Source organism: Paenibacillus sp. MMS20-IR301, assembly GCF_032302195.1.
Classification (GTDB): Bacteria; Bacillota; Bacilli; order Paenibacillales; family Paenibacillaceae; genus Paenibacillus_AQ.
Genome location: NZ_CP135275.1, coordinates 1,169,666 through 1,188,773, shown reverse-complemented (window position 1 = coordinate 1,188,773; position 19,108 = coordinate 1,169,666). Strand labels below are relative to the sequence as shown.

The window sequence follows — 19,108 nt, the reverse complement described above, 5'->3', positions numbered from 1 at the left end:
AGCCCCTCCTCTTCATCTTCAATGATCGAACAGATTGTCCGCACTTGGTTGTAAGTGCTTTCACTGAAAATTCTACCCGGCTTTCCTATGTCAATGAACCGATAAATTACCGTTTTTCGGGTGCCAAAGTTACGATTATACCGCTTATGACAGGTTGACCTTGCGGATTACTTCCAGCGGGATCTTCGGTTCCCGGCTCTCTGTGAGCAGACCGTTCACTTCCTGCTGGACATCCGTGATCTGTGTATAGCAATAACCGCAAATATAAGGAGTGTCCTTAATAGCCTGGGTAATACTGCGGAACCGTTCAATGAAGGCTTCCTCGCTGCCTACCTGCTCCCCGTATCCCCAGCCTGCACCGGTATTAAAGGCAATGCCGCCGAACTCACTGACCATCACCGGCTGGCCGTTATATTCATACCCCTGTGCCATCGCGTATTTCCAGTTGTTGAAGGAGACACCCCCGCCCAGAATACTTCCGGCATCCGCATAATGCTTCAGCAGGTATTCTCCGCTCTCCACATAGTCATGCAGGGTAATGATGTCACTGACCGTATGCTCCCAGCCGTCATTGACGATTACCGGCCGGTGAGGGTCGAGGGCTTTGGTCAGATGGTAGATCCCCTCGGTAAATTTCTGCTGCAGCTTATTCGTGTATACCTGCGGGATTCCCCATGATTCGTTAAACGGCACCCAGGTAATGATTGAAGGATGGTTATACTGCTGGCGCACTATCTCCGTCCACTCCTTCGTGAAATTCTCCACTGCCGAATCGTTGAACTCAAAGGCTGCGGCCATCTCCGACCAGACAAGCAGACCCTTCACATCACACCAGTAGAGGAACCGGGCATCCTCGATTTTCATATGCTTGCGTACACCGTTATAGCCCATCGCCAGAATAGCATCGATATCAGCAATCAGCGCTTCCTCGGACGGCGGGGTGAGGTGGCTCTCCGGCCAGTAGCCCTGATCCAGAATCAGCCGCTGGTAGACCGGCGTATTGTTCAGCAGCACCTTTCCTTGTTCGATTGATATTTTGCGCAGGCCGAAGTAGGAATAGACCTGGTCAATCACCGTATTCCCGTTGTATAAAATAAACTCCACCTCATACAGGCTCGGTGCCGCAGGCGACCAGGACTGCAGCTTCCACGGGCCGTTCGCTTCATGGGTCAGCTCCACCTCCAGCTGCAGCCAGGCGCGGTCCGCTTGAAGGGAGACCTGCTTAAAGGTCTTCTGCCCCGTGCTGATTCTCGTCTCCAGACGGAGATTGTCCGCTGCAAGCTGAGTCTGGTATTCAAAGCGGACTGAGCGGTTATCGAGATCCGGGGTGATTTTGACAGACTTGAGATAAGAAGGTGACACATACTCCATCCACACGCTCTGCCAGATTCCCGTAGTCTGCACATAGAAGCATTCGAAGTTCTCATCCACCCAGCGCTGCTTGCCGCGCGGCTGTGTACAGCTCCGGCTGTCCTCCACTTTGACCACCAGCCGGTTCACTGCGCCTGCCGCCGTGTCTATATAATCCGTGATATCCAGTGAGAACGCGGCATAACCGCCCTGATGTCCTCCGGCATAGGCACCGTTAACCCATACCTTGGCGAGATAATCTACCGCCTGAAAGTTCAATAGTACCCTTTTACCTTCGTGATGCTCTGGCAGCTGCAGCTCCCGCCCGTACCATACGTAAGGATGGAAGGCGGTCTCGCCAATTCCGCTGGCCTCTGTCTCATAGGTGAACGGAACCTGAATCTTCAGCTCCCCGTGCAGCTCCTGATACCAGCGTTCGCGCTCCCCCTTGTTGTCATCATCAAACCGGAAATCCCATTCCCCGCTCAGATTCTGCCAGGCCTCACGGACAAATTGCGGACGCGGATAATCTTTAATATAGTGCTCGGTCGCCATGATACGAAACACACTCCTTAACAACAGTAATTTTGTTTTAATACAATTATTATGTATTAATTATTGCAGAATCTGCCGGAATGTCAATGGGAGATTGTACAGCAAAAAGAACCTTAGCCCAAGGCATCAGGTTCTTCGCTTGTCTGTCCGGATGTGTCGCCAGCGACTCGGCCAGCCCGGATTACTATACAGTATAATAAATTTTCATGACCAGATCCTGCTCATAATCACCGAACTTCCGTCCAAACAGATTGATGCCGCCCTTGTATACCGCATTCTCCTTGACACCCAGGCGCAGATCCACATGGTTCTGTCCGCTAAGCTGCAGGTCGCTCAGATTGACGGCAGAAATCTCCTTGTGGTCGATGGTGCTGCGGGTATGGTCAACACTCCAGGTCTTAAGCATCCCGAACTGCGTACCCGTGTCGATCCACCAGGACGGATTCAGCCTCCCGCGTCTGCCGCCGAAATCGCCGGGCGAGGTCCAGGTGCCGATCTCCACATTGTTAATCCACAGGGTAATATCCGAAGGCCAGTCGTTCTGGTAATTCGGCGCCTCAGAGCAGATCTCCATTGAGAACTGGATTAGCCGTACGGCTGCACCCTGCGGAATCTCCAGCGGATAACGGTATTCCAGGTAGCCCTTGCGCAGCCAGAGCAGCTGGGCATGAATCCGCTCAGGGTGGAAGAAGCCCGCCGGAGAATCCTCGACAATGATCGGCCCGGTTTCGCTGACCATCCCGCAGGTCGGAGCGGCTTCACAGGCGGTGAAGCTGCCGATCGGCATGGCAATCTCATAGCAATGCTCCCCCTGGTCCGCGCCGGCACGCCGCTCAGGAACGTTGATGATGATCTTGATATCATCATAGATTCGGCTGCAGACCTTCATCGCACCGCGTGAAGCGGGCAGCAGCTCCGTCTCAATCAACCCTGCCTGCTCCAGCACCTTCACATTCGAAGCGGAGGTCGATACCGGTATCTCCAGCGCCTCCGCCAGCTCCGCGACATTCATCCGCCGGCTGTTGAGCAGCTCCAGCATTCTCAGCCGGAGCTCCGTAGACAGCGCATGCGTCACCTTCACCAGCTCATCAGGATGTTCCATGGATAATTCCAGCATATTGATCACTCCGCTTGCTGTCTATTTAATCTCTTACTTCTCGGACTTCTGCATGAAATCCAACAATTCCTTCATTGCCGTTTCAATCCGTTATCCAGCAATACTACCTGATCCCCCAGCCGGACCTCACCGGTCTGAATAACCGAAGCATAGACTCCAAAGTTCATATTGAACTCCTTATGCACCTGCTTCAGCAGTGAGCTGTCCCGCTCCAGCGTATCCGGGTTCGTCGTGATCATCACGCAGCGGTCGCAATAGCTGTCCACCTGCAGCTCGGCGCCGCCGATCGAGAGCCGCCGGCCGAGCCATTCCCCTTCACCAAGGTCCGCCTCGCTGATCTCCACCAGGAAGTTCCCCCGGAAGCGGCGCTGGTCGACAGGCTTGCCCCATACTGCTTCCAGCTTCTTAAGGCTCTTATCAGTCACGAGCAGAATGCTTGCCCCGTCCACGGACAGCAGCTCAGGATGCTTCGCCTCCGGATGCGGCGCTTTATATGCAGACATAGTAATGGGTGTAGCGGTCAGACTCTGAATCTCCTCCAGCAGCTCTGTATCCCAGCCGAATACTCTTCCGTCCGCGGCAGTAACGCGGATATCCCCGTCCTTATACTCCGCCTTATAGGACATCATCTTAGGAACCTTCCGGGCGGTGACATACCGCGACCAGTCTTCTTTGCTCAGGTCATGGAAAGAACAATACCGGTCTCCCTCTACGCCCGAAGGCTCGATCTGACATACCTCAAGCTGCTCCCCGGCAAAGGATTTCACCGGATACCGGTTAATGGCCCGGATTTCGCCTACTGTAATTGACACTATGCCGCACCTCTTCTGTCTTATAATATGTAGTCCTGCCCATACTGTAATTCTTGCAATTTCCTTCTGCTGTTATGCGATAATCCACTTGTACTCCGCTTCTGATCCGGCGAACTGCCCGCAGACTTTTTCCAGAGCAGTATTCCAGCTCATATAATCCTCCTTCAGGTTCAGATGTATACACTTTACCGTTTCAGCATACGCCTGTCCAGTTCCTTCCACCGCAGAATACAATGCAGCATAAAAAAGGATGACCAGGGGCCATCCTCTTCTTTCCTTAACATTACAGTGATTCCCGGATCACCCGCTTGTAATACTGTACAGAGAGCAGGCCGAAGATGGAATACAGCACAGTATAGACCACCATGACTGCAATCATCGGGGTGAGCATCTCGCTGCCAAACAGGAACCAGCCGGATTTCACCGCAAAGTAGCTGTGGCACAAGCCGACAATCAGCGGAATGCCGAAGTTAAACAGCTGCTTGAACCGGATGCCGTTCAGAAGATCCCCCTGGGTGAAGCCCAGCTTGCGCAGAATGGTATAACCATCCTTCTCCTCTTCACTTTCATCCATCTGCTTGAAGTAGAGAATACAGCCGGAGGTGATCAGGAAGGTTAAGCCAAGAAATCCGACGATGAACATGATAAATCCCATACTGGTCCGTTGAGCGAGCTCAAAATCATACTGTGAAAAGCTCGGAAACTCCGGCTTCTGGTCCATGAAGATTTCATAAGCCTGTTTGGCCTGTGAAGGATCTGTCAGGTTTATACCGTAATATATTTCGTTACCTTTAATTCTCTTCTGTGCATTCGGCTCCTGATACTGAGCCAGCTCCTTGAAGACCGTATCATCAACCACCATCACACCCATAATCCCGGCGTCATAGTAATAAGGCAGCACCGATTGTTCAGACACCTCTATAAGCTGCTGGGTAATGGTGCGATCCTCCGGTTTAAAAATGATTTCACCGCTGTCTTTAAGAGTAAGTATGGTCTTAAGTGTAGAGTTGTAATTGGTAATCAATACCTCACCCGGCTGCAGATCCTTTCCGTCCAGACTGCTGTCACTGATTACAGTAGTGGCCATGTCCGTTATTGCTTCATCCTTGTAATTGTATTTGTCGATAATATCTGCAACGTCCATAAACACCTGGACGGTTGGAATCTCCAGCAGGGTATACCCTATTTCCGCACCGTCCAGGGCCTGCAGAAACTTAACCTCAGCCTCCTGATGGACGAAACCGAAGTCATGCGGCGAGCTTTCCTTCGCTGACTTCTCCACTGAATAGTAAGAAATATAGCTCAGTGACAAGAGGCCGATCGCCAGCGCAGAAACGGTGGTGATAATTGTAAGCAGCAGCGCGTTCGACTTCATCCGGAACATAATCGACGAGAGCGACAGCACCTCATTAATCGACAGGTAGCCTTTTTTACTGCGGCGGATCAAATTGAAGATGAAGCTGACTGAGCCCTTGTAGAACAGATAAGTTCCGATAATCACCAGCGCCAGAATAACAATCATCGCAGCCATCAGCTCTGTCATATCTGTATATTTCCCGCTGAAGAGCTGGCTGGAGACATAATACCCGCCGCCGATGAAAGCAATTCCCAAGAGGCCAATGAGTATTTCCCACAGCGGCATTTTACGGATACGGGCCTGGGATGCAGAGGTTGCCTTGAACAGCGAGAGAATACTCTGCGCTTTAATAAATGTATAATTCATAATCATAATCAGCACATAGACTGCTGCAAACACCAGAACGGTCCGCACCAGCGCCTCCGGCGAGAAACGCAGCTTTGCGAGATTGTCCACGGCAAGTATTTTGAACAAAATCATTAATATCAGCCTGGACATTACGAAGCCTGCACCAATCCCGATAAACATGGAGCCGAAGTACAGAATCAGATTCTCGGCGCTCAGCAGAGCGAAGATCTTGCCTTTGGTCAGGCCGATCAGCTGGAACAGCCCGATTTCCTTGCTGCGCCGCTTGATGAAGATTGTATTGGCATAGAGCAGAAAGATAGCAACGATGGCAATGAGCAGGATGGAAGAAGCCCCGATGGCCGCCCCGCCTTTAATCGAGTCACCGACAACATCCATGGCCGGGTCGAATTGCAGCGTCACGAAGGAGAAATAGAGGGCAACACTGAAAATAAGCGCAAATACATACAGATAATAGTTCTTGATGTTCTTTTTCAGATTACGGAAGATGATATAGTTCAGACTCATTGCGCTGCACCGCCAAGCACGCCCTGTGTATTAATAATGTCGTTGAAGAAGGCTTGCCGGGTTTCATCCCCTTTATTAAGCTGCGTATAGATCTGCCCGTCCCGGATGAACACCACCCGGCTGCAATAGCTTGCCGCAACCGCATCATGTGTGACCATTACGATGGTTGCCTGACGCTTCTCATTCATGTCCGCCAGCTTGTTCAGCAGGTCAGAGGCAGACTTGGAATCTAATGCACCTGTAGGCTCATCGGCAAAAATAATACTGGGATCATGCACAAACGCCCGCGCCGCCGAGGTCCGCTGCTTCTGGCCGCCGGAGATTTCCGCCGGGTATTTATTTTGCAGCTCATAGATGCCAAGCTCACTGGACACCTGTACAAACTTCTGATGCGCCTCTTTCTTCGATATTCCGGTAATGGAGAGCGGCAGCATCACATTCTCCCTGACGGTCAGCGTATCAAGCAGATTGTAATCCTGGAAAATAAATCCGAGATGGTGCTTGCGGAATTCCGCCAGCTGCTTCTCCTTCATCGCCGTAAATTCCTTGCCTTCAATCTCAATCGTCCCCTGGCTCACCCGGTCAATCGAGGACAGCACGTTCAGGAGCGTTGTTTTGCCCGAGCCGGAAGGACCCATAATGCCAACGAACTCACCTTTATCCACCTGCAGATCGATGCCCTTCAGCACCTCCTGCTTATTGAATTTGTTGCCATAGGTTTTATAAATTTTATTTGCCTGCATAATGACCATGCTTTACCCACTCCTTTTCTATAGCTCTATCATAAGCGGGCTGCGGCTCATTATCCTGCGCTTCGCCGAACAATATGAACAAGCATGTGACATTATTGTCACACGCCTGTTATCTGCTGAAAGTCGTTCTCCCGGGGAAAAGTCAGCGTGAACACACTCCCCTGTCCGGGGACGGATTCTGCTTCAATTCCGATCTGCAGCGGCTCTGCCACCTGCCGGGTCAGATACAGCCCCATGCCGGTAGCCGCTCCGTCCTGCCGCCCGCGTGATGCCGTGAAGCCTTTGTCAAAGATCCGCGGCAAATCTCTCGGCGTGATTCCCTGCCCGCTGTCTTCAATCGTGAGCGTGACATGGCCGCCCGCTTCTCCGCTCCGGATAAGGATATCTGAAGCCTCGCTGTATTTCACCGCATTGGTCAGCAGCTGTCTGAGAATGAACGCCAGCCATTTGCCGTCACTCAGCACCTCTCCGGCCGTAAGCTCCACATCGAATCCGATGCCCTTGGAGATACACCATGATTTCAGCGCCCGGATCTCGTTATGGAGCAGCGGCTCCAGACTGACGGTCTCTATGAACAGGTCATTGCGCATGAACGGAATCCGCTTCTGATGCAGCTGCTGGTCAAGCAGATGATGAATCCGCAGCCACTCGTACATCAGCTGCCTTTGCAGCGTTTCGTCCGGCAGCCGTTCAATCATCAGCTGCATGGCGGTGAGCGGGGTTTTGACCTCATGTATCCAGGCCAGCAGCTCATCCTTCTCCGATTCCAGCAGCCGGATATTCATGGAGGATTCGCGCTTGAAGCGCTGCGCCTGGCTACTGAGCGCCTCCTGTACAATTCGCTCCAGCGGGCTGCCAGGACCGGACAGCGTATGGAAATCACCGGCCTGCTCCCAGACCTCCAGGCTTTTGTAATAGCGCGTCTCTTTGAAATATCTTAAGAAGACGAACAGCAGGCAGAGCAGGACATTCAGCATCACGATATATAGTACCGGCAGCAGCGGAATCGCTGAATCAACATAGGCTATGAATATTGTACTGAGCTGCAGAACGGCAAGCAGCAGCAGCCAGCTCCGCTTCTCGGTTATGTATTTCCTTATCATTCTTCCGCCCCTTCGGTCGCCATATACCCCTGTCCGACTTTGGTTTCGATGAATGCTTCAAGACCCAGCGGCTCAAGCTTCTTGCGCAGCCGGTTCACGTTCACCGTCAGGGTATTATCGCTGACAAAATGCTCATTGTCCCACAGGCTCTTAATCATCTCTTCACGCTCCACGATGCTGTCCTTGTGCTCAACGAGAATTTTCAGAATCAGCATCTCGTTCTTCGTCAACAGAGCAGCTCCCGCATGGTTTGTTACCGTGTTCTTCACGAATTCAATAGCTGCCCCGCGCCAGGTCTTCAGCTCTGTCCGCTCTGTGCTGTAATTGTACACCCGGCGCAGCGTGGCCTGGATCTTAGCGATCAGTACCTCGAAATGGAACGGCTTCTGGATGAAATCATCTGCGCCAAGCTGCATCGACATTACCATATCGCTCGGATGATCACGGGAGGAGAGGAAGATTATCGGCACATTGGAGTGCGTGCGCAGAATCCGGCACCAGTGAAAGCCGTCAAACTGCGGAAGCTGAATATCAATCACCACGAGATCCGGCTTCACCTCGGTAAACTCCTGCAGCACCTTGCCGAAATTCGTGATCCCGTATACCTCATAGGACCACTGGGACAGACGCTCCTTGATTTCGCCAAACAGGGTAATATCGTCTTCAATCAGCATAATTTTGAACAAAAGGGCCTCTCCTTCCGAAACATTGCTGTCAATCAATTCACTAGATATCTGATGAGTGTATACGGAGGAAGGCTGTTAATCACCTCAGTGCTGCTGGAATACTGTGCGGCGATGACCCTGTCGAAGGTTAACCTGTTATCATCCGTCAGTATGATCATGCCGCTGTCCTTTAGTGGTCTCCCCGTCTTCCCGCGTAAAGTTAATAAGTAAGAGAAAGGCTCCGGCACCAGCGTCTTAGCGGTATTATCGAACAAATAATATTTCCCGTCCTGGTAGAACAGGTCGTTATAGTACGGACTGCCCGGTTCATCACTGAAAAACTGCGCAATCCGCAGCCCGGCATTAATGCCGCTATCTGCCGCTTCAATGAACTGGTCCCAGGCCTCCTGGCCGGCAACCACTTCAAGATCACGAATGACCACATTTCCCGCAGCAGCAGCCTCTTCTATCGTTTCCTTCTCCGCCATTCCGTCAAATCCCGTATACTGCCCCTGCCCGTCCAGTGTCATAGTCACTCCGGCGGCAGGCGGCATTATTATAGTATTGGAATTACCAGTGCTGTTACTTTTACCGGACGAAGTACTGCACCCAGCCAGCAGTCCGGCAAGACAGAGCAGCAGCAGCCCACGCAGTAATATTCCTTTCATTATAATTCCTCCTCTGGAGAATGGAAGCTAAGCACTGCCTCCCGCCGTCAGACCTCACAGTTAGTCTGCCAGCCTGTTCAGCTCAGTAAGTAATTTGTTTTTCAGATCAGCCAATCGTGCTTCATCCGGTCTGTAGTCATCGGAATACATCACTTCCCGCGGTGTCCACCAGACCGGATGGGTAGGATTCGGTTCATTCAGGCTTCTGGGGAAAATATGCCAGTGCATATGCGCATCCCCGTTGCCCAGCAGCTCATAGTTCAGCTTGTGCGGCTTGAAAGCATGATGTACTGCTTCAGCGACAATACTCATATCCCTGAGAAACTTTTGCTTATATCCGCTGTCTAATTCATGCAGCTCACGTTTATGCTCCTTGCCGAGAAATAAGGTGTAGCCTTCGAAATACTGGTGGTCGCCAAGTACCGCGTACCCAGTTTCAAGCTCTTTTACAAAATACTTGTTCGTACCTTCCCCAATCATCTTAATCCGGCTGCAAATTAAACAATCTTCCATTTGTCGGACCTCCTGTAGAATATAATCGTAACAAGGTATAAGACCAAAATTGCATATACAGAGGAGCGGTATGCCTCATCCAAATCCCCCTGCAATAATGTACTATAGCCATCTCTATTCCCGGTGTATATTCATGAAACTACATGTGCTGGAGGTTATCATGAATATCGCCGCTTTTATTATGTATTGCGTAGTTGTTACCTTTACTCCCGGACCGACCAATATTGTCATTCTCTCCGCTGTACAGCAGCACGGGGCCAGAAAAACAATGAATTACGTCTGGGGAGCTACACTCGCGTTCGGCCTGCTGCTGGCTGCCTCTGCACTGCTGGGCAGGTTACTGGCCGGATTCATTCCACAGGTGCTTGGCCTGATGCAGATCACCGGCAGCTTATATATGCTCTACTTAGCCTATCAGATATACAAATCGGGACGCAAAGACACGGATTCACCGCAGACTGCCGGCTTCCTCCCCGGAATGCTGATGCAATTCGTCAACCCCAAGGTGCTGCTGTTCGCGCTGACTGTAATTCCAGCCTACGTAATGCCCTATTATCCTTCCCCAGCAGCAGCTTTTCTGTTTGCTATGCTGATTACGGTTATCGGCTTTCTGGCCTTTACAGCCTGGATGATATTCGGCTCTGTATTCGCAAGCTTCCTGCAGCGGCACCGGCGGGTATTGAATGGCCTAATGGCCCTCTTTCTAGTATACTCTGCTATATTGGCATCCGGAATTCTTTAGAGACTGGCGGTGAGCAGGATGGAAATTTTCAATTATAAAAAATCAGCGGAAATCCTGTCCCTGTCGGCAACGATGGCGGATTTCACTTATAAAAAGCACTGCCATGAGGAATACGCCCTCGGCGTAACCCTGCGCGGCATTCAGCAATATCATCTGGGCGGAAGCCTGCATTCTTCCCACCGGAACGGCGTGATGCTGTTCAACCCGCAGCAATATCATGACGGCAGCTCCTATGACCGGGCAGGCATAGATTATGTCATGCTCTATATCAAGCCGGAGATGTTCACGGAGGTTCTGGGCGGGCATGAATTGCGTTTCACGACCCCTATCGTCTACGATTCCAGGCTGGCCAGGTGCATCCTCTCGCTTAACCGGGCAGTCCAGAACGGTGCAGACGATGCGCTCTGCACCGAGCTGCTGCTCCAGCTGGCTGCAGAGGCTGCCCGGACTGATATCGCCGCAGACCCGCGGACCGATAATACTTTTATCCGCCGGGCCAAAGAAATGATGTACTGCAGCCTGGACCAGGTACTGAAGCTTGACGATCTCGCGCAGGAGTTCAGCCTGTCCAAATATCAGTTCATCCGGGAATTCAAAGCCCATACCGGCATCTCACCCTACCAGTTCTTCCTCAACTGCAAGGTAGAGCATGCGAGACAGTCGATTGAGAAGACCAGAGATATCTATGCAGCTGTTGCAGACTGCGGCTTCACCGACCTGACCCACCTGAACCGCCATTTCAAAAGCATGTTTGGCGTGACCCCCTATGAATATATCGCACAGCTCCGGTAACCGGTTATTCTGCGGCCATGACAAGATCCAGCTGCTCCAGCACCAGCGGCCAAGCCGCTCGGTGCAGGCCCGGTCCGCTCTTATTCTATCGTAAGCTCAGCAAAGCTCCTTGTATTGGGATTCAGATAATGCAGCTTGTTACCCGTAATTTGAATACTTGTTGTTTTATCATCGGCCAGCTTCTCGGATGAGTAGTCAGTTAGATTAATCCGGAACAGCTTCTTGCTGTACTCCGAATGATTGCTGTAGTATAGCCAATTCCCGCTAAGATTCAGATCTCTGGCATTATCACCGGAAATTTTGGCCAGCCGTGTTCCGTCTGTATTCATCGTGTACAGCTGCTCTTTGTAATTGAAGTATATAGTAGTATCTTGAATAAGAATGTCTGACATATACCCGCCTTCAAGCAGCTTCTGCTTATGGCTTCCATCCAGATTCATCGCGAACAGCTTTGAGGCATCAATGGTATAGTAGATTCGCCCGCCGTACACGGCAAGGCTGGATACCCCGTACTGCTCCAGGAGTGTCTTGGAGCTGCCGTCCAGCTTCATCCGGTACAGCGGCTTGGTCGGGCCGGAGCCCTCAGTGAAATAGATCCAGTCCTCCGTAACCGACAGCAGATTTTTCCCCAGAACAAAGTCTTTAATCAGCGTCTTGTTTGAGCCGTCCGTATCCATACAGAAGAACTTGTTGTTCTCGGCAATATAATACAGCTTGCCGTTCATGAGATTAAGCGAACCCGCATATAGGCCGTCACTCAGCAGCTGAAATTCCGTCCCGTCCTTCCGCTGCTTATAGAGTTTGCCGGAGTCCTGAATATTGCTGAAGTAGATCCAGTCCTCATCTGCAGCATACCAGCCGCCGTTGTTCAGATTGGCTACGGTATTTCCCGAAACACCCGGACCTGCCGGCTGCGAAGGCTTAGGTTCCGTTGTAATGGCTACCTGGCCGTTCGCGTATGTTACACTGGCCTCAAACACCTCGGCGAGTACCCGGAGCGGGACCAGCAGCCGCCCGTTCACCAGTCTCGGAGCTGCAGCCAGGGTGAACGGCTGCTGGTTCTTGTAGGCGGCAGTAGAACCGGCGGTAATACTCAGCGTAATCGTCCCTTTGGAGATGATATAGGCATTGTTCTTCCCGCTGCTGATTAGTCCCCCCAGCTGCGCTGCCACGAACCGGAGCTTAACAAATACAGTCCCCTGATCATTTACAGGCTGAACATCAAAATCCACAACTTTATTGTTGACTGTCACCGTAATACCCGGCTGAGCCGCCGGAGCAGCGAAGCCTGTCCCTGTGCCAGTTAAGCTTAGCAGCAGCGGGGCAATAACAACCCATTTCTTCATGTGAGAACACCTCATTGGCTTCAGTTTCTGATCAGATAACCCTTAAGTATTCTACACCCAACTCCTATAACTTTCCATAATATACCTTTACTAATTTCCTTCCGTGTCATTTCTTAAGTGCGATCGCCCCGAAATCCCTTGCATCCGTGACCGTTGCGGCAGCAATCTTCTCTCCAGATTTATTGTAGCCTCCGATTTCAAACGGTGCAGTTGCTGTAGACGGCAGCATAGCGAACCAAAGCCGCCGGCCAGTGTCCTCCCGGACCAGCTTAGCCTCATAGGTATCCCGGCCGTTCTCCTTGCTTTCTACCACTACCTGCTCTATCGCCGGATCGAGCACTTCTCCGAATACGATGGGAAAAGGTGTAGAGATATGGTCGATTTCCGGAAGGCTCATGTAACTCATTGCGGTCTCACGCGGGTCCTCACCGGCCGCATATCCTCCGCCCCACACCCATTTCCAGCCAATCCATGTTTTACGGACATACTCCACCTGCAGATCGCTGCCGTCCTTCTGGTTCATGCGCGTGAAGAACACCAGTGCTCCCCGGCCGACAGCTTCCTCGTGCAGCAGCCGGATAAAGGGAAATTTCCGGAATAACGACACGGCTTCCTCCGGGCTTTGGCCCAGCGGAATCTGCAGTGTCTGTTCCATTTCGAGCGAGCGTGACATCTGCCGGTCCGACCAGCCTCCGGGTTTCTCATACATGTATAGTAATGCGTAGAGTAAGACGACAGACGCAATAACCGCCGCGGCAGTCAACCCTGCTCCCCGTCTATGCTGTTTAAAAAATTGCATCCGCTGCAACCTCCGTCCGCGCTCAGCACTAACCTTGTATCCGCTTCCATACAGTGTGGCAGCTGAGTCTGCTATATTTATACAGTTGCATAATACTATAAGGGATTTCCAGCCAAAAAACAAAATAACCCCACAAAGTGGGGCTTTCACTTCGAGGTTTACTCAGGTACTTTGCGGGGACCCCAAATAAATTCTTACAAAAAAGCCTGCAGAGCAAGCCCATTTAGGGCTCGTCCGCAGGCAGTCATCATAATATTACTTAACTTCAGTTGCTCCGGTTACAGTACCTTCGATTACAGCAGTAGCCTTCACATCTTCACTTGCAAAGTAGAGGTTGCCGTCGATAGTAGCATCTTTATACAGATTGAAGCCGTTAGCTTCTACGTATACGTCACCTTTGATTGTACCGCCTTGAACGCGGAAGTTCTCGCTCTGTACAGTTACTTTCGGAGCCGTAAGAGTGTAAGTAGCGGTAACCTTGTGGTCAGCATCCTGGGCATACAGGGCCAGCTTACGGTAGATGGCATTAGCTGCGTCACCTTTGTCATGGAACTCACCGGCTACTACAACATCGCTATCTACAGTCAGGTCGTTAAGGATAGCCACAATCCAGTTGCCGCTTTCGCTTACTGCCGCTGTGAACGCATCTGCCTGGTTAACGATTGAAGCTGTTGTTACGGCATCGGTTTGCTCAGTGGCGGGAGCTGTTGTTGCTGCTGCCTCATTAGCTGCGTTATTGTTCGAACCACAACCTGCGAGCAATGCTGCTGACAAGCCTGCTACTGCTAAAACTTTGAATAATTTCATTTTAAATCCCCCTGTTTCTTTTGATTAATCTTATTATATATTAAAATTTTTATGAATACAACGTGATAATTTTCACAATATTGTGTCTATTTTCACAAACATTCATCTTAATATTTTCTTTTCATGAAAAATGCTATTCTGCCGCGCTTTCCCACTCCTCTCTCAATAAACCCATCCGGATAGAATCATAGAATTGCCCGTCATAATAACGGCACTTCCGGAGTCTCGCTTCCATCGTCATCCCCAGCTTCATTCCTGTCTTGATCATGCGCTCATTCCCGGACCAGGTGGTGTACCCTACGCGGACTAGCGGAAGTGTGCTGAACAGATGACGAATCCACATACGGAGCGCTCTTGTACCGTAGCCGCCGCCCCAATAGGCCGGATCATAGATGATAATACCCATCTCCAGCCAATAGGAAGGCTCATGCTCCCAGTAGTAGCTGACATCACCGATGACTTCGCCCGCAACCTCAATTACCCAGTTATCGCCTCTGCCAATCATTTCCTCTCTCCGGCTGTAATACACTTCCCGTGAAATCCGCTTATGCTCATAGTAAGGCGCATCCCATTTCTTCCACTCCGGCGATTCTTCACTGTAACTGAGTTCCCATAGGCGGGCCAAGTCTTTCTCTTCTATAGGCCGGATTATTAGTTCGTTATCCTGATACATAGATTCCCTCCATTTATAGCTAAAATCTGACAACCTGATAATATATTAACGGATCTAATACGGCTGCAGCTGGTACTGAATGAGTAAATACAAAGAATACGGCTTAATCAGCTGATGTAAACTTTTCAGAGAGCTTAGCGTTGTATTGAGGAAGGGGGCAGGACATGGCCAAAGAAACCATCAATCACTTTCTGCAGCAAACAGGGACATTGCTGTACCGGTATTTGCGCAAACGCGGACTTGCCCGCGAGGATGCTGAAGACATTGTTCAGGATACCTGTTACAAATATTTGCTCTATAAGGACGGTATCGGCTCGAATCAAGCTATAGGCTGGATGTTCCGGGTGGCAACGAATCAATTCTATGATCTGAAACGGCTGGATAAACGGCGTCCCACGGTCGATGTTGATGAAGTGCAGCTCGTATCCTTAACTCATCTGCCGGAAATTCAGCTGCTGAGGCGGGAAACCGCGCAAACGATCCGTGATACATTGGCTTTGCTCTCAGAGCAGCATCAGGAACTGTTAATTCTCAAATATGAGATGAATCTGACCTACAAGGATCTTTCTGCGCTGTATAACAAGAATGAGAATACGCTCAAAACTCATGTCACCCGCGCCAAAAATAATTTCATCAAACATTATGAGGAGGATCATTAAATGGAACATAATCACGATAAAGATCATTTTACTTTTAACGGCAAGCAGGCTCAGCAGATGATAAAAAAAGCAAAGCTCCGCTCCACCTTGAGAACCATCGGAATCATCATAGTTGTCACTCCGGTTATCCTCGCCGCTATGTGGTACGGTCTTTATCACTTGCGATTGTCGCAGGGGGATAAGGTCCAATCCGAGATTCTCTGGAGAAATGAGATCGGTGCACCCAATGTCCATATCAGTAACCAATCTGTGAAGCTGGATGCCTTTGGCGGCGAAGTCTATAATCAAACTTACAAATGGCTCGGGAATAAACCATATGTCTGGGAGACCCTTGAGGAGTTCTATAATTTGTCAGGCCGCTCAACTGGAAGATATGGTGCGCATGGAGCAATTCCTCTGCCGGAACAGCTCAGTGCAGCTTCCACATACCGCTACAATTCTGCTACCGGAGACCGGGAAATGTTCTTCTATCATCCGCAGATCCAATATACTTCCTATGAGGATAGCATTAGCCAGCTGAAGCTGTTGGAAGACAATATGCTGGTTGAGCTGGCTTTGTCCTTTGACCGGGCCTACAAACTGGAGGAGATGCAAACGCTTCTGCCGGCAGGAATTCAGCCTGTATGGTATTGGACTGATGCCTATACAAATTCTTATAAGGATTACCTGAAAGAAACCGGACAAACGATCGCTGCCGATTCGCAGATTATCTATGGATTTCACGGTATGCAGTTTGCTCCCTACGGCGGTGTTGATGCCTTCATTAACAGCGTTGAGCAGCTTCGGGCAGGCGGCAAAAATTACAAATGGGCCGCGGAGCAGATTCAGGAAAGCTTAGCCGGGGATAATAATATACTTGAGCCGGCTGATATCACGATCATTGGTGTAGTCGTTACCGGGACTGCTAAGCAACTGGAGACATTGCAGAATCAGCCTTACATCAAAGCTTCTACCTTCGGTGTGGTATCCAAATCACCTGATATTCCCAGCTAAAGGGCTGTCAGACTCATATTATGTCCTGGCCGCCCCTCCATTCGACATCTCTGGCACAGACTGAGATAATAGGGTAGACTCCATTCAGGGCATATCGGACAGATACCGGTCACCGTTCCCCACAGGGGGCTGGTTGTATTTCACCAAGAAAGGACACCATTATGAATCTGCATGGATTAACATCAAAACTGGAAACCCTGGAGCTCCGAAGCTGTCTGATTCAGCAGCAAGGCAGCCTGGTATACGAACAATATAAGGACCGGCACACCGCATACGAGATATTCAGAATTAATTCCTGCACCAAAAGCATTCTCTCCGCCCTGATCTGTATCGCAATGGATCAAGGCAAGCTTCCCGGGCCGCAGACACCTGCCAGCCTGTTCTTTCCGCAGCTCAGCCGGGATAAGGACGAACGCAAGCAGCGGATTACCATCGGGCATCTGTTAACGATGTCTGCCGGCTTCCGCTGGAACGAGTTCGGCGGACTGAATTCCTTTCCGCAAATGACCCGGTCTCCGGACTGGGCAGAATATGTGCTGAAGCAGCCGCTCGCGGATGAACCGGGAATCAGAATGGAGTATAATTCGGGGATTTCGCAATTGCTGTCAGCAATCCTGGTACAGGCTACGGGGATCCCAACGGCACAGTTCGCTGAACAGGTTCTCTTCGGGCCGCTCGGCATTACTGAGTATGAGTGGGAGGCTGACCCGCAGGGAATTCATACCGGCGGCTTCGGGCTGAAGCTTATGCCCGCTGACCTGCTGAAATTCGGGCAGCTCTATCTTCAAGAAGGGAAATGGGAGAATACGCAGGTTATCTCCAGCGGACTGGTAGCCAGTTCAGCCCTGCCGGCTTTGAGGAGTGAGCCGCCCCGGCAAGGAGGATACGGCTGGCACTGGTGGACGGATACACTGCCGGCCGGTACAGGGCCGGAGAGGTCAGAGGGTATGCCTTATTACTATGCACGCGGTTATGCCGGGCAATTCGTATATGTGCTGCCGCAGCTGGAGGTTGTGGTTGTGCTGACAAGGGACAACAAGCGCGGCCGGAACAATCCGGCGCCGGATGCCTTCCATGAGCATATCGCTCCGCTGCTGCTGGCTTCAGACAGGCCAAAACGAGCATAAGAACTGTATGTACGCATAAATCCCCGCTGCCAGATTACTTACGGCACGGGGATTTATGTGATAATTCCTGTATTCAATTCAATCATTTCCTCCAAGTAACAAAGCCATATCCCTGACATGGTAATTGTTCTAAAATTCATGTTACCGTGTTGCCCGTTCGCTCCTGTCCGGAGTATTTCTCCATGTCCTGCATATGGGGTGGATTCCCGCGTACACGATTTCACGAAAAATGTTTTCACGGACATTTCTCCTGCTGTGAAGAATCGTTTTAGTACGCTTCGCTAACCTTTTTCAACGGAATCACGCTCTTTCTTCCGCAAGAGTAACTCTTGCTTGAATGAACAGCTTTGGTTCTTCATCAAAAAGATTACCTGATAAAATTATCCTGATCCCTTGTGATTACTTGCGCTGGATTCCCGCATACCCACGATCTGCAAGAAGATGTTATCATCCACCTTCTACTGAATGCAGCCGATTCCGGCATGCTTCGCTAACGCTAGTACATCGGTTTCCTCTCCTTTCCTTCATTCATTTCTAAATTTAGGAATGAGGCCCATCACCGGCGGTACCACTTATAAAGTGTTGCTGTGGTTCCTGTGGTGATGTCTCTATTATAGCGCCCATTCAATAAAATTTAAACTTTCAAAAACCTGCATATTCCGCCATAATCCCCGAAATTACATTAAGTTTACAAATAAAATGACCAAATCTAACAATTCCTCCGGCTAGTTTATGTTTACTCCGCCTTGCTTATCTCATGTTATGTATGCGTTATCATCAGAGACAAGTTGAATAATCCTGGCCGCCACTTCATTCACTCCAATATCACTTGTATTTATAGAAGATATACCTGTTGCCTCGTAATTCCTTATCCGGTCCAGACTGCGCAGGATCTGCTCCTCCGTTCTATTGTCACTATGCATCCGCTGTCTGAGAGCCTCTGCCGAACAGATCAGTGTAACTAACTGATGCTCATATTCCAGATCTGCCAGTCTTGAAAGCAGACGGTCTATGATTTCTTTGCGGTGGAGAACCCAGCTGAAAATTACATACTTGAAAGAAGAGTTTGTCAAAAAGCTGCGAAGCATGAAGTTAATATTATTTTCAACCATGATGATATTCTCCTCATTCACAGTCCAGGGCTGCATCATCCAGCACCAGTCTCCGTCCAGCCATACAGAATGGTCCAGGGATTGCAGCAATTGTTTGCATACAGCACTTTTGCCAACCCCCATTGTGCCGTTAACGATGACCAACTTTGTCATCACTATATCCTCCTCAAATTAAGCAGTCTTGTGGCACGATATTTTACCTAATATACCAGTGGGAATCATGGGGAATCGCGTGTTATACTCTCTTAAGTCTTACTGAGATGATCGTCTTGTAAAAGTATAGGGGCGCAGGA

General features: G+C 50.4%; 19 protein-coding genes. 5 read left to right on the top strand and 14 right to left on the bottom strand.

Annotated features, from left to right (window positions below):
* Window positions 1–144: 144 nt before the first annotated feature.
* The 9 genes from LOS79_RS05090 to LOS79_RS05050 form a co-directional block, all read right to left on the bottom strand.
* A complete protein-coding gene (locus LOS79_RS05090) occupies window positions 145–1,905 on the bottom strand; it encodes a glycoside hydrolase family 2 protein (RefSeq protein WP_315416779.1) in 1,761 nt (586 codons plus the stop codon).
* A gap of 184 nt (window positions 1,906–2,089) precedes the next feature.
* Entirely contained in the window at window positions 2,090–3,022 is a 933-nt protein-coding gene (locus LOS79_RS05085; protein WP_315416777.1) for an ArsR/SmtB family transcription factor, read from the bottom strand.
* A 71-nt stretch (window positions 3,023–3,093) separates the two neighbouring features.
* Window positions 3,094–3,834 carry an MOSC domain-containing protein gene (locus tag LOS79_RS05080; RefSeq protein WP_315416775.1) on the bottom strand — a complete coding sequence of 247 codons (741 nt, stop codon included), beginning with the start codon at window positions 3,832–3,834 and terminating at the stop codon, window positions 3,094–3,096.
* Window positions 3,835–4,117: 283 nt separating this feature from the next.
* On the bottom strand, window positions 4,118–6,064 hold the full coding sequence (locus tag LOS79_RS05075) for an ABC transporter permease (protein WP_315416772.1): 1,947 nt from the start codon (window positions 6,062–6,064) through the stop codon (window positions 4,118–4,120).
* Entirely contained in the window at window positions 6,061–6,816 is a 756-nt protein-coding gene (locus tag LOS79_RS05070; protein ID WP_315416770.1) for an ABC transporter ATP-binding protein, read from the bottom strand. The genes LOS79_RS05075 and LOS79_RS05070 overlap by 4 nt, the downstream gene beginning before the upstream one ends.
* A gap of 98 nt (window positions 6,817–6,914) precedes the next feature.
* Window positions 6,915–7,919, bottom strand: a complete 1,005-nt coding sequence (locus LOS79_RS05065; RefSeq protein ID WP_315416768.1) for a sensor histidine kinase — start codon at window positions 7,917–7,919, stop codon at window positions 6,915–6,917.
* On the bottom strand, window positions 7,916–8,605 hold the full coding sequence (locus LOS79_RS05060) for a response regulator transcription factor (protein WP_315416767.1): 690 nt from the start codon (window positions 8,603–8,605) through the stop codon (window positions 7,916–7,918). Before LOS79_RS05060 ends, LOS79_RS05065 begins: the two co-directional genes overlap by 4 nt.
* 32 nt (window positions 8,606–8,637) lie before the next feature.
* Complete coding sequence (locus LOS79_RS05055) at window positions 8,638–9,252, bottom strand: hypothetical protein (RefSeq protein WP_315416766.1); 615 nt, start codon at window positions 9,250–9,252, stop codon at window positions 8,638–8,640.
* Between the two features lie 60 nt (window positions 9,253–9,312).
* Entirely contained in the window at window positions 9,313–9,765 is a 453-nt protein-coding gene (locus LOS79_RS05050) for an HIT family protein (RefSeq protein WP_315416765.1), read from the bottom strand.
* Window positions 9,766–9,898: 133 nt separating this feature from the next.
* Between LOS79_RS05050 and LOS79_RS05045 the strand changes: the two genes are divergently transcribed.
* Both LOS79_RS05045 and LOS79_RS05040 read left to right on the top strand, forming a co-directional pair.
* Entirely contained in the window at window positions 9,899–10,507 is a 609-nt protein-coding gene (locus LOS79_RS05045; protein ID WP_397386736.1) for a LysE family translocator, read from the top strand.
* An 18-nt stretch (window positions 10,508–10,525) separates the two neighbouring features.
* A complete protein-coding gene (locus LOS79_RS05040; protein WP_315416764.1) occupies window positions 10,526–11,299 on the top strand; it encodes an AraC family transcriptional regulator in 774 nt (257 codons plus the stop codon).
* A gap of 80 nt (window positions 11,300–11,379) precedes the next feature.
* On the opposite strand, the gene LOS79_RS05035 is transcribed toward LOS79_RS05040, so the two are convergent.
* The 4 genes from LOS79_RS05035 to LOS79_RS05020 all read right to left on the bottom strand — a co-directional run bounded on the left by LOS79_RS05035 (window position 11,380) and on the right by LOS79_RS05020 (window position 14,924).
* On the bottom strand, window positions 11,380–12,645 hold the full coding sequence (locus tag LOS79_RS05035) for a DUF5050 domain-containing protein (RefSeq protein WP_315416762.1): 1,266 nt from the start codon (window positions 12,643–12,645) through the stop codon (window positions 11,380–11,382).
* A gap of 106 nt (window positions 12,646–12,751) precedes the next feature.
* Window positions 12,752–13,444 (bottom strand): hypothetical protein, encoded by a 693-nt coding sequence (locus LOS79_RS05030; protein ID WP_315416760.1) that lies wholly within the window; start codon window positions 13,442–13,444, stop codon window positions 12,752–12,754.
* Window positions 13,445–13,699: 255 nt separating this feature from the next.
* The gene (locus LOS79_RS05025) at window positions 13,700–14,251 is read right to left on the bottom strand and encodes a hypothetical protein (RefSeq protein WP_315416758.1); all 552 of its coding nucleotides are present in this window, start codon (window positions 14,249–14,251) and stop codon (window positions 13,700–13,702) included.
* A gap of 133 nt (window positions 14,252–14,384) precedes the next feature.
* Window positions 14,385–14,924: a GNAT family N-acetyltransferase gene (locus LOS79_RS05020; RefSeq protein WP_315416756.1), complete on the bottom strand. Its 540-nt coding sequence runs from the start codon at window positions 14,922–14,924 to the stop codon at window positions 14,385–14,387.
* 164 nt (window positions 14,925–15,088) lie between these two features.
* Between LOS79_RS05020 and LOS79_RS05015 the strand changes: the two genes are divergently transcribed.
* From LOS79_RS05015 to LOS79_RS05005, 3 genes are all read left to right on the top strand, one after another.
* Window positions 15,089–15,583, top strand: coding sequence for an RNA polymerase sigma factor (locus tag LOS79_RS05015; protein WP_315416754.1), 495 nt, complete (start codon window positions 15,089–15,091; stop codon window positions 15,581–15,583).
* Window positions 15,584–16,576: an anti sigma factor C-terminal domain-containing protein gene (locus LOS79_RS05010; protein ID WP_315416753.1), complete on the top strand. Its 993-nt coding sequence runs from the start codon at window positions 15,584–15,586 to the stop codon at window positions 16,574–16,576.
* Window positions 16,577–16,737: 161 nt separating this feature from the next.
* Window positions 16,738–17,703 (top strand): serine hydrolase domain-containing protein, encoded by a 966-nt coding sequence (locus tag LOS79_RS05005; protein ID WP_315416751.1) that lies wholly within the window; start codon window positions 16,738–16,740, stop codon window positions 17,701–17,703.
* A gap of 755 nt (window positions 17,704–18,458) precedes the next feature.
* Here LOS79_RS05005 and LOS79_RS05000 read toward each other — a convergent pair.
* Complete coding sequence (locus tag LOS79_RS05000; RefSeq protein ID WP_315416749.1) at window positions 18,459–18,968, bottom strand: AAA family ATPase; 510 nt, start codon at window positions 18,966–18,968, stop codon at window positions 18,459–18,461.
* Between the last annotated feature and the right edge of the window lie 140 nt (window positions 18,969–19,108).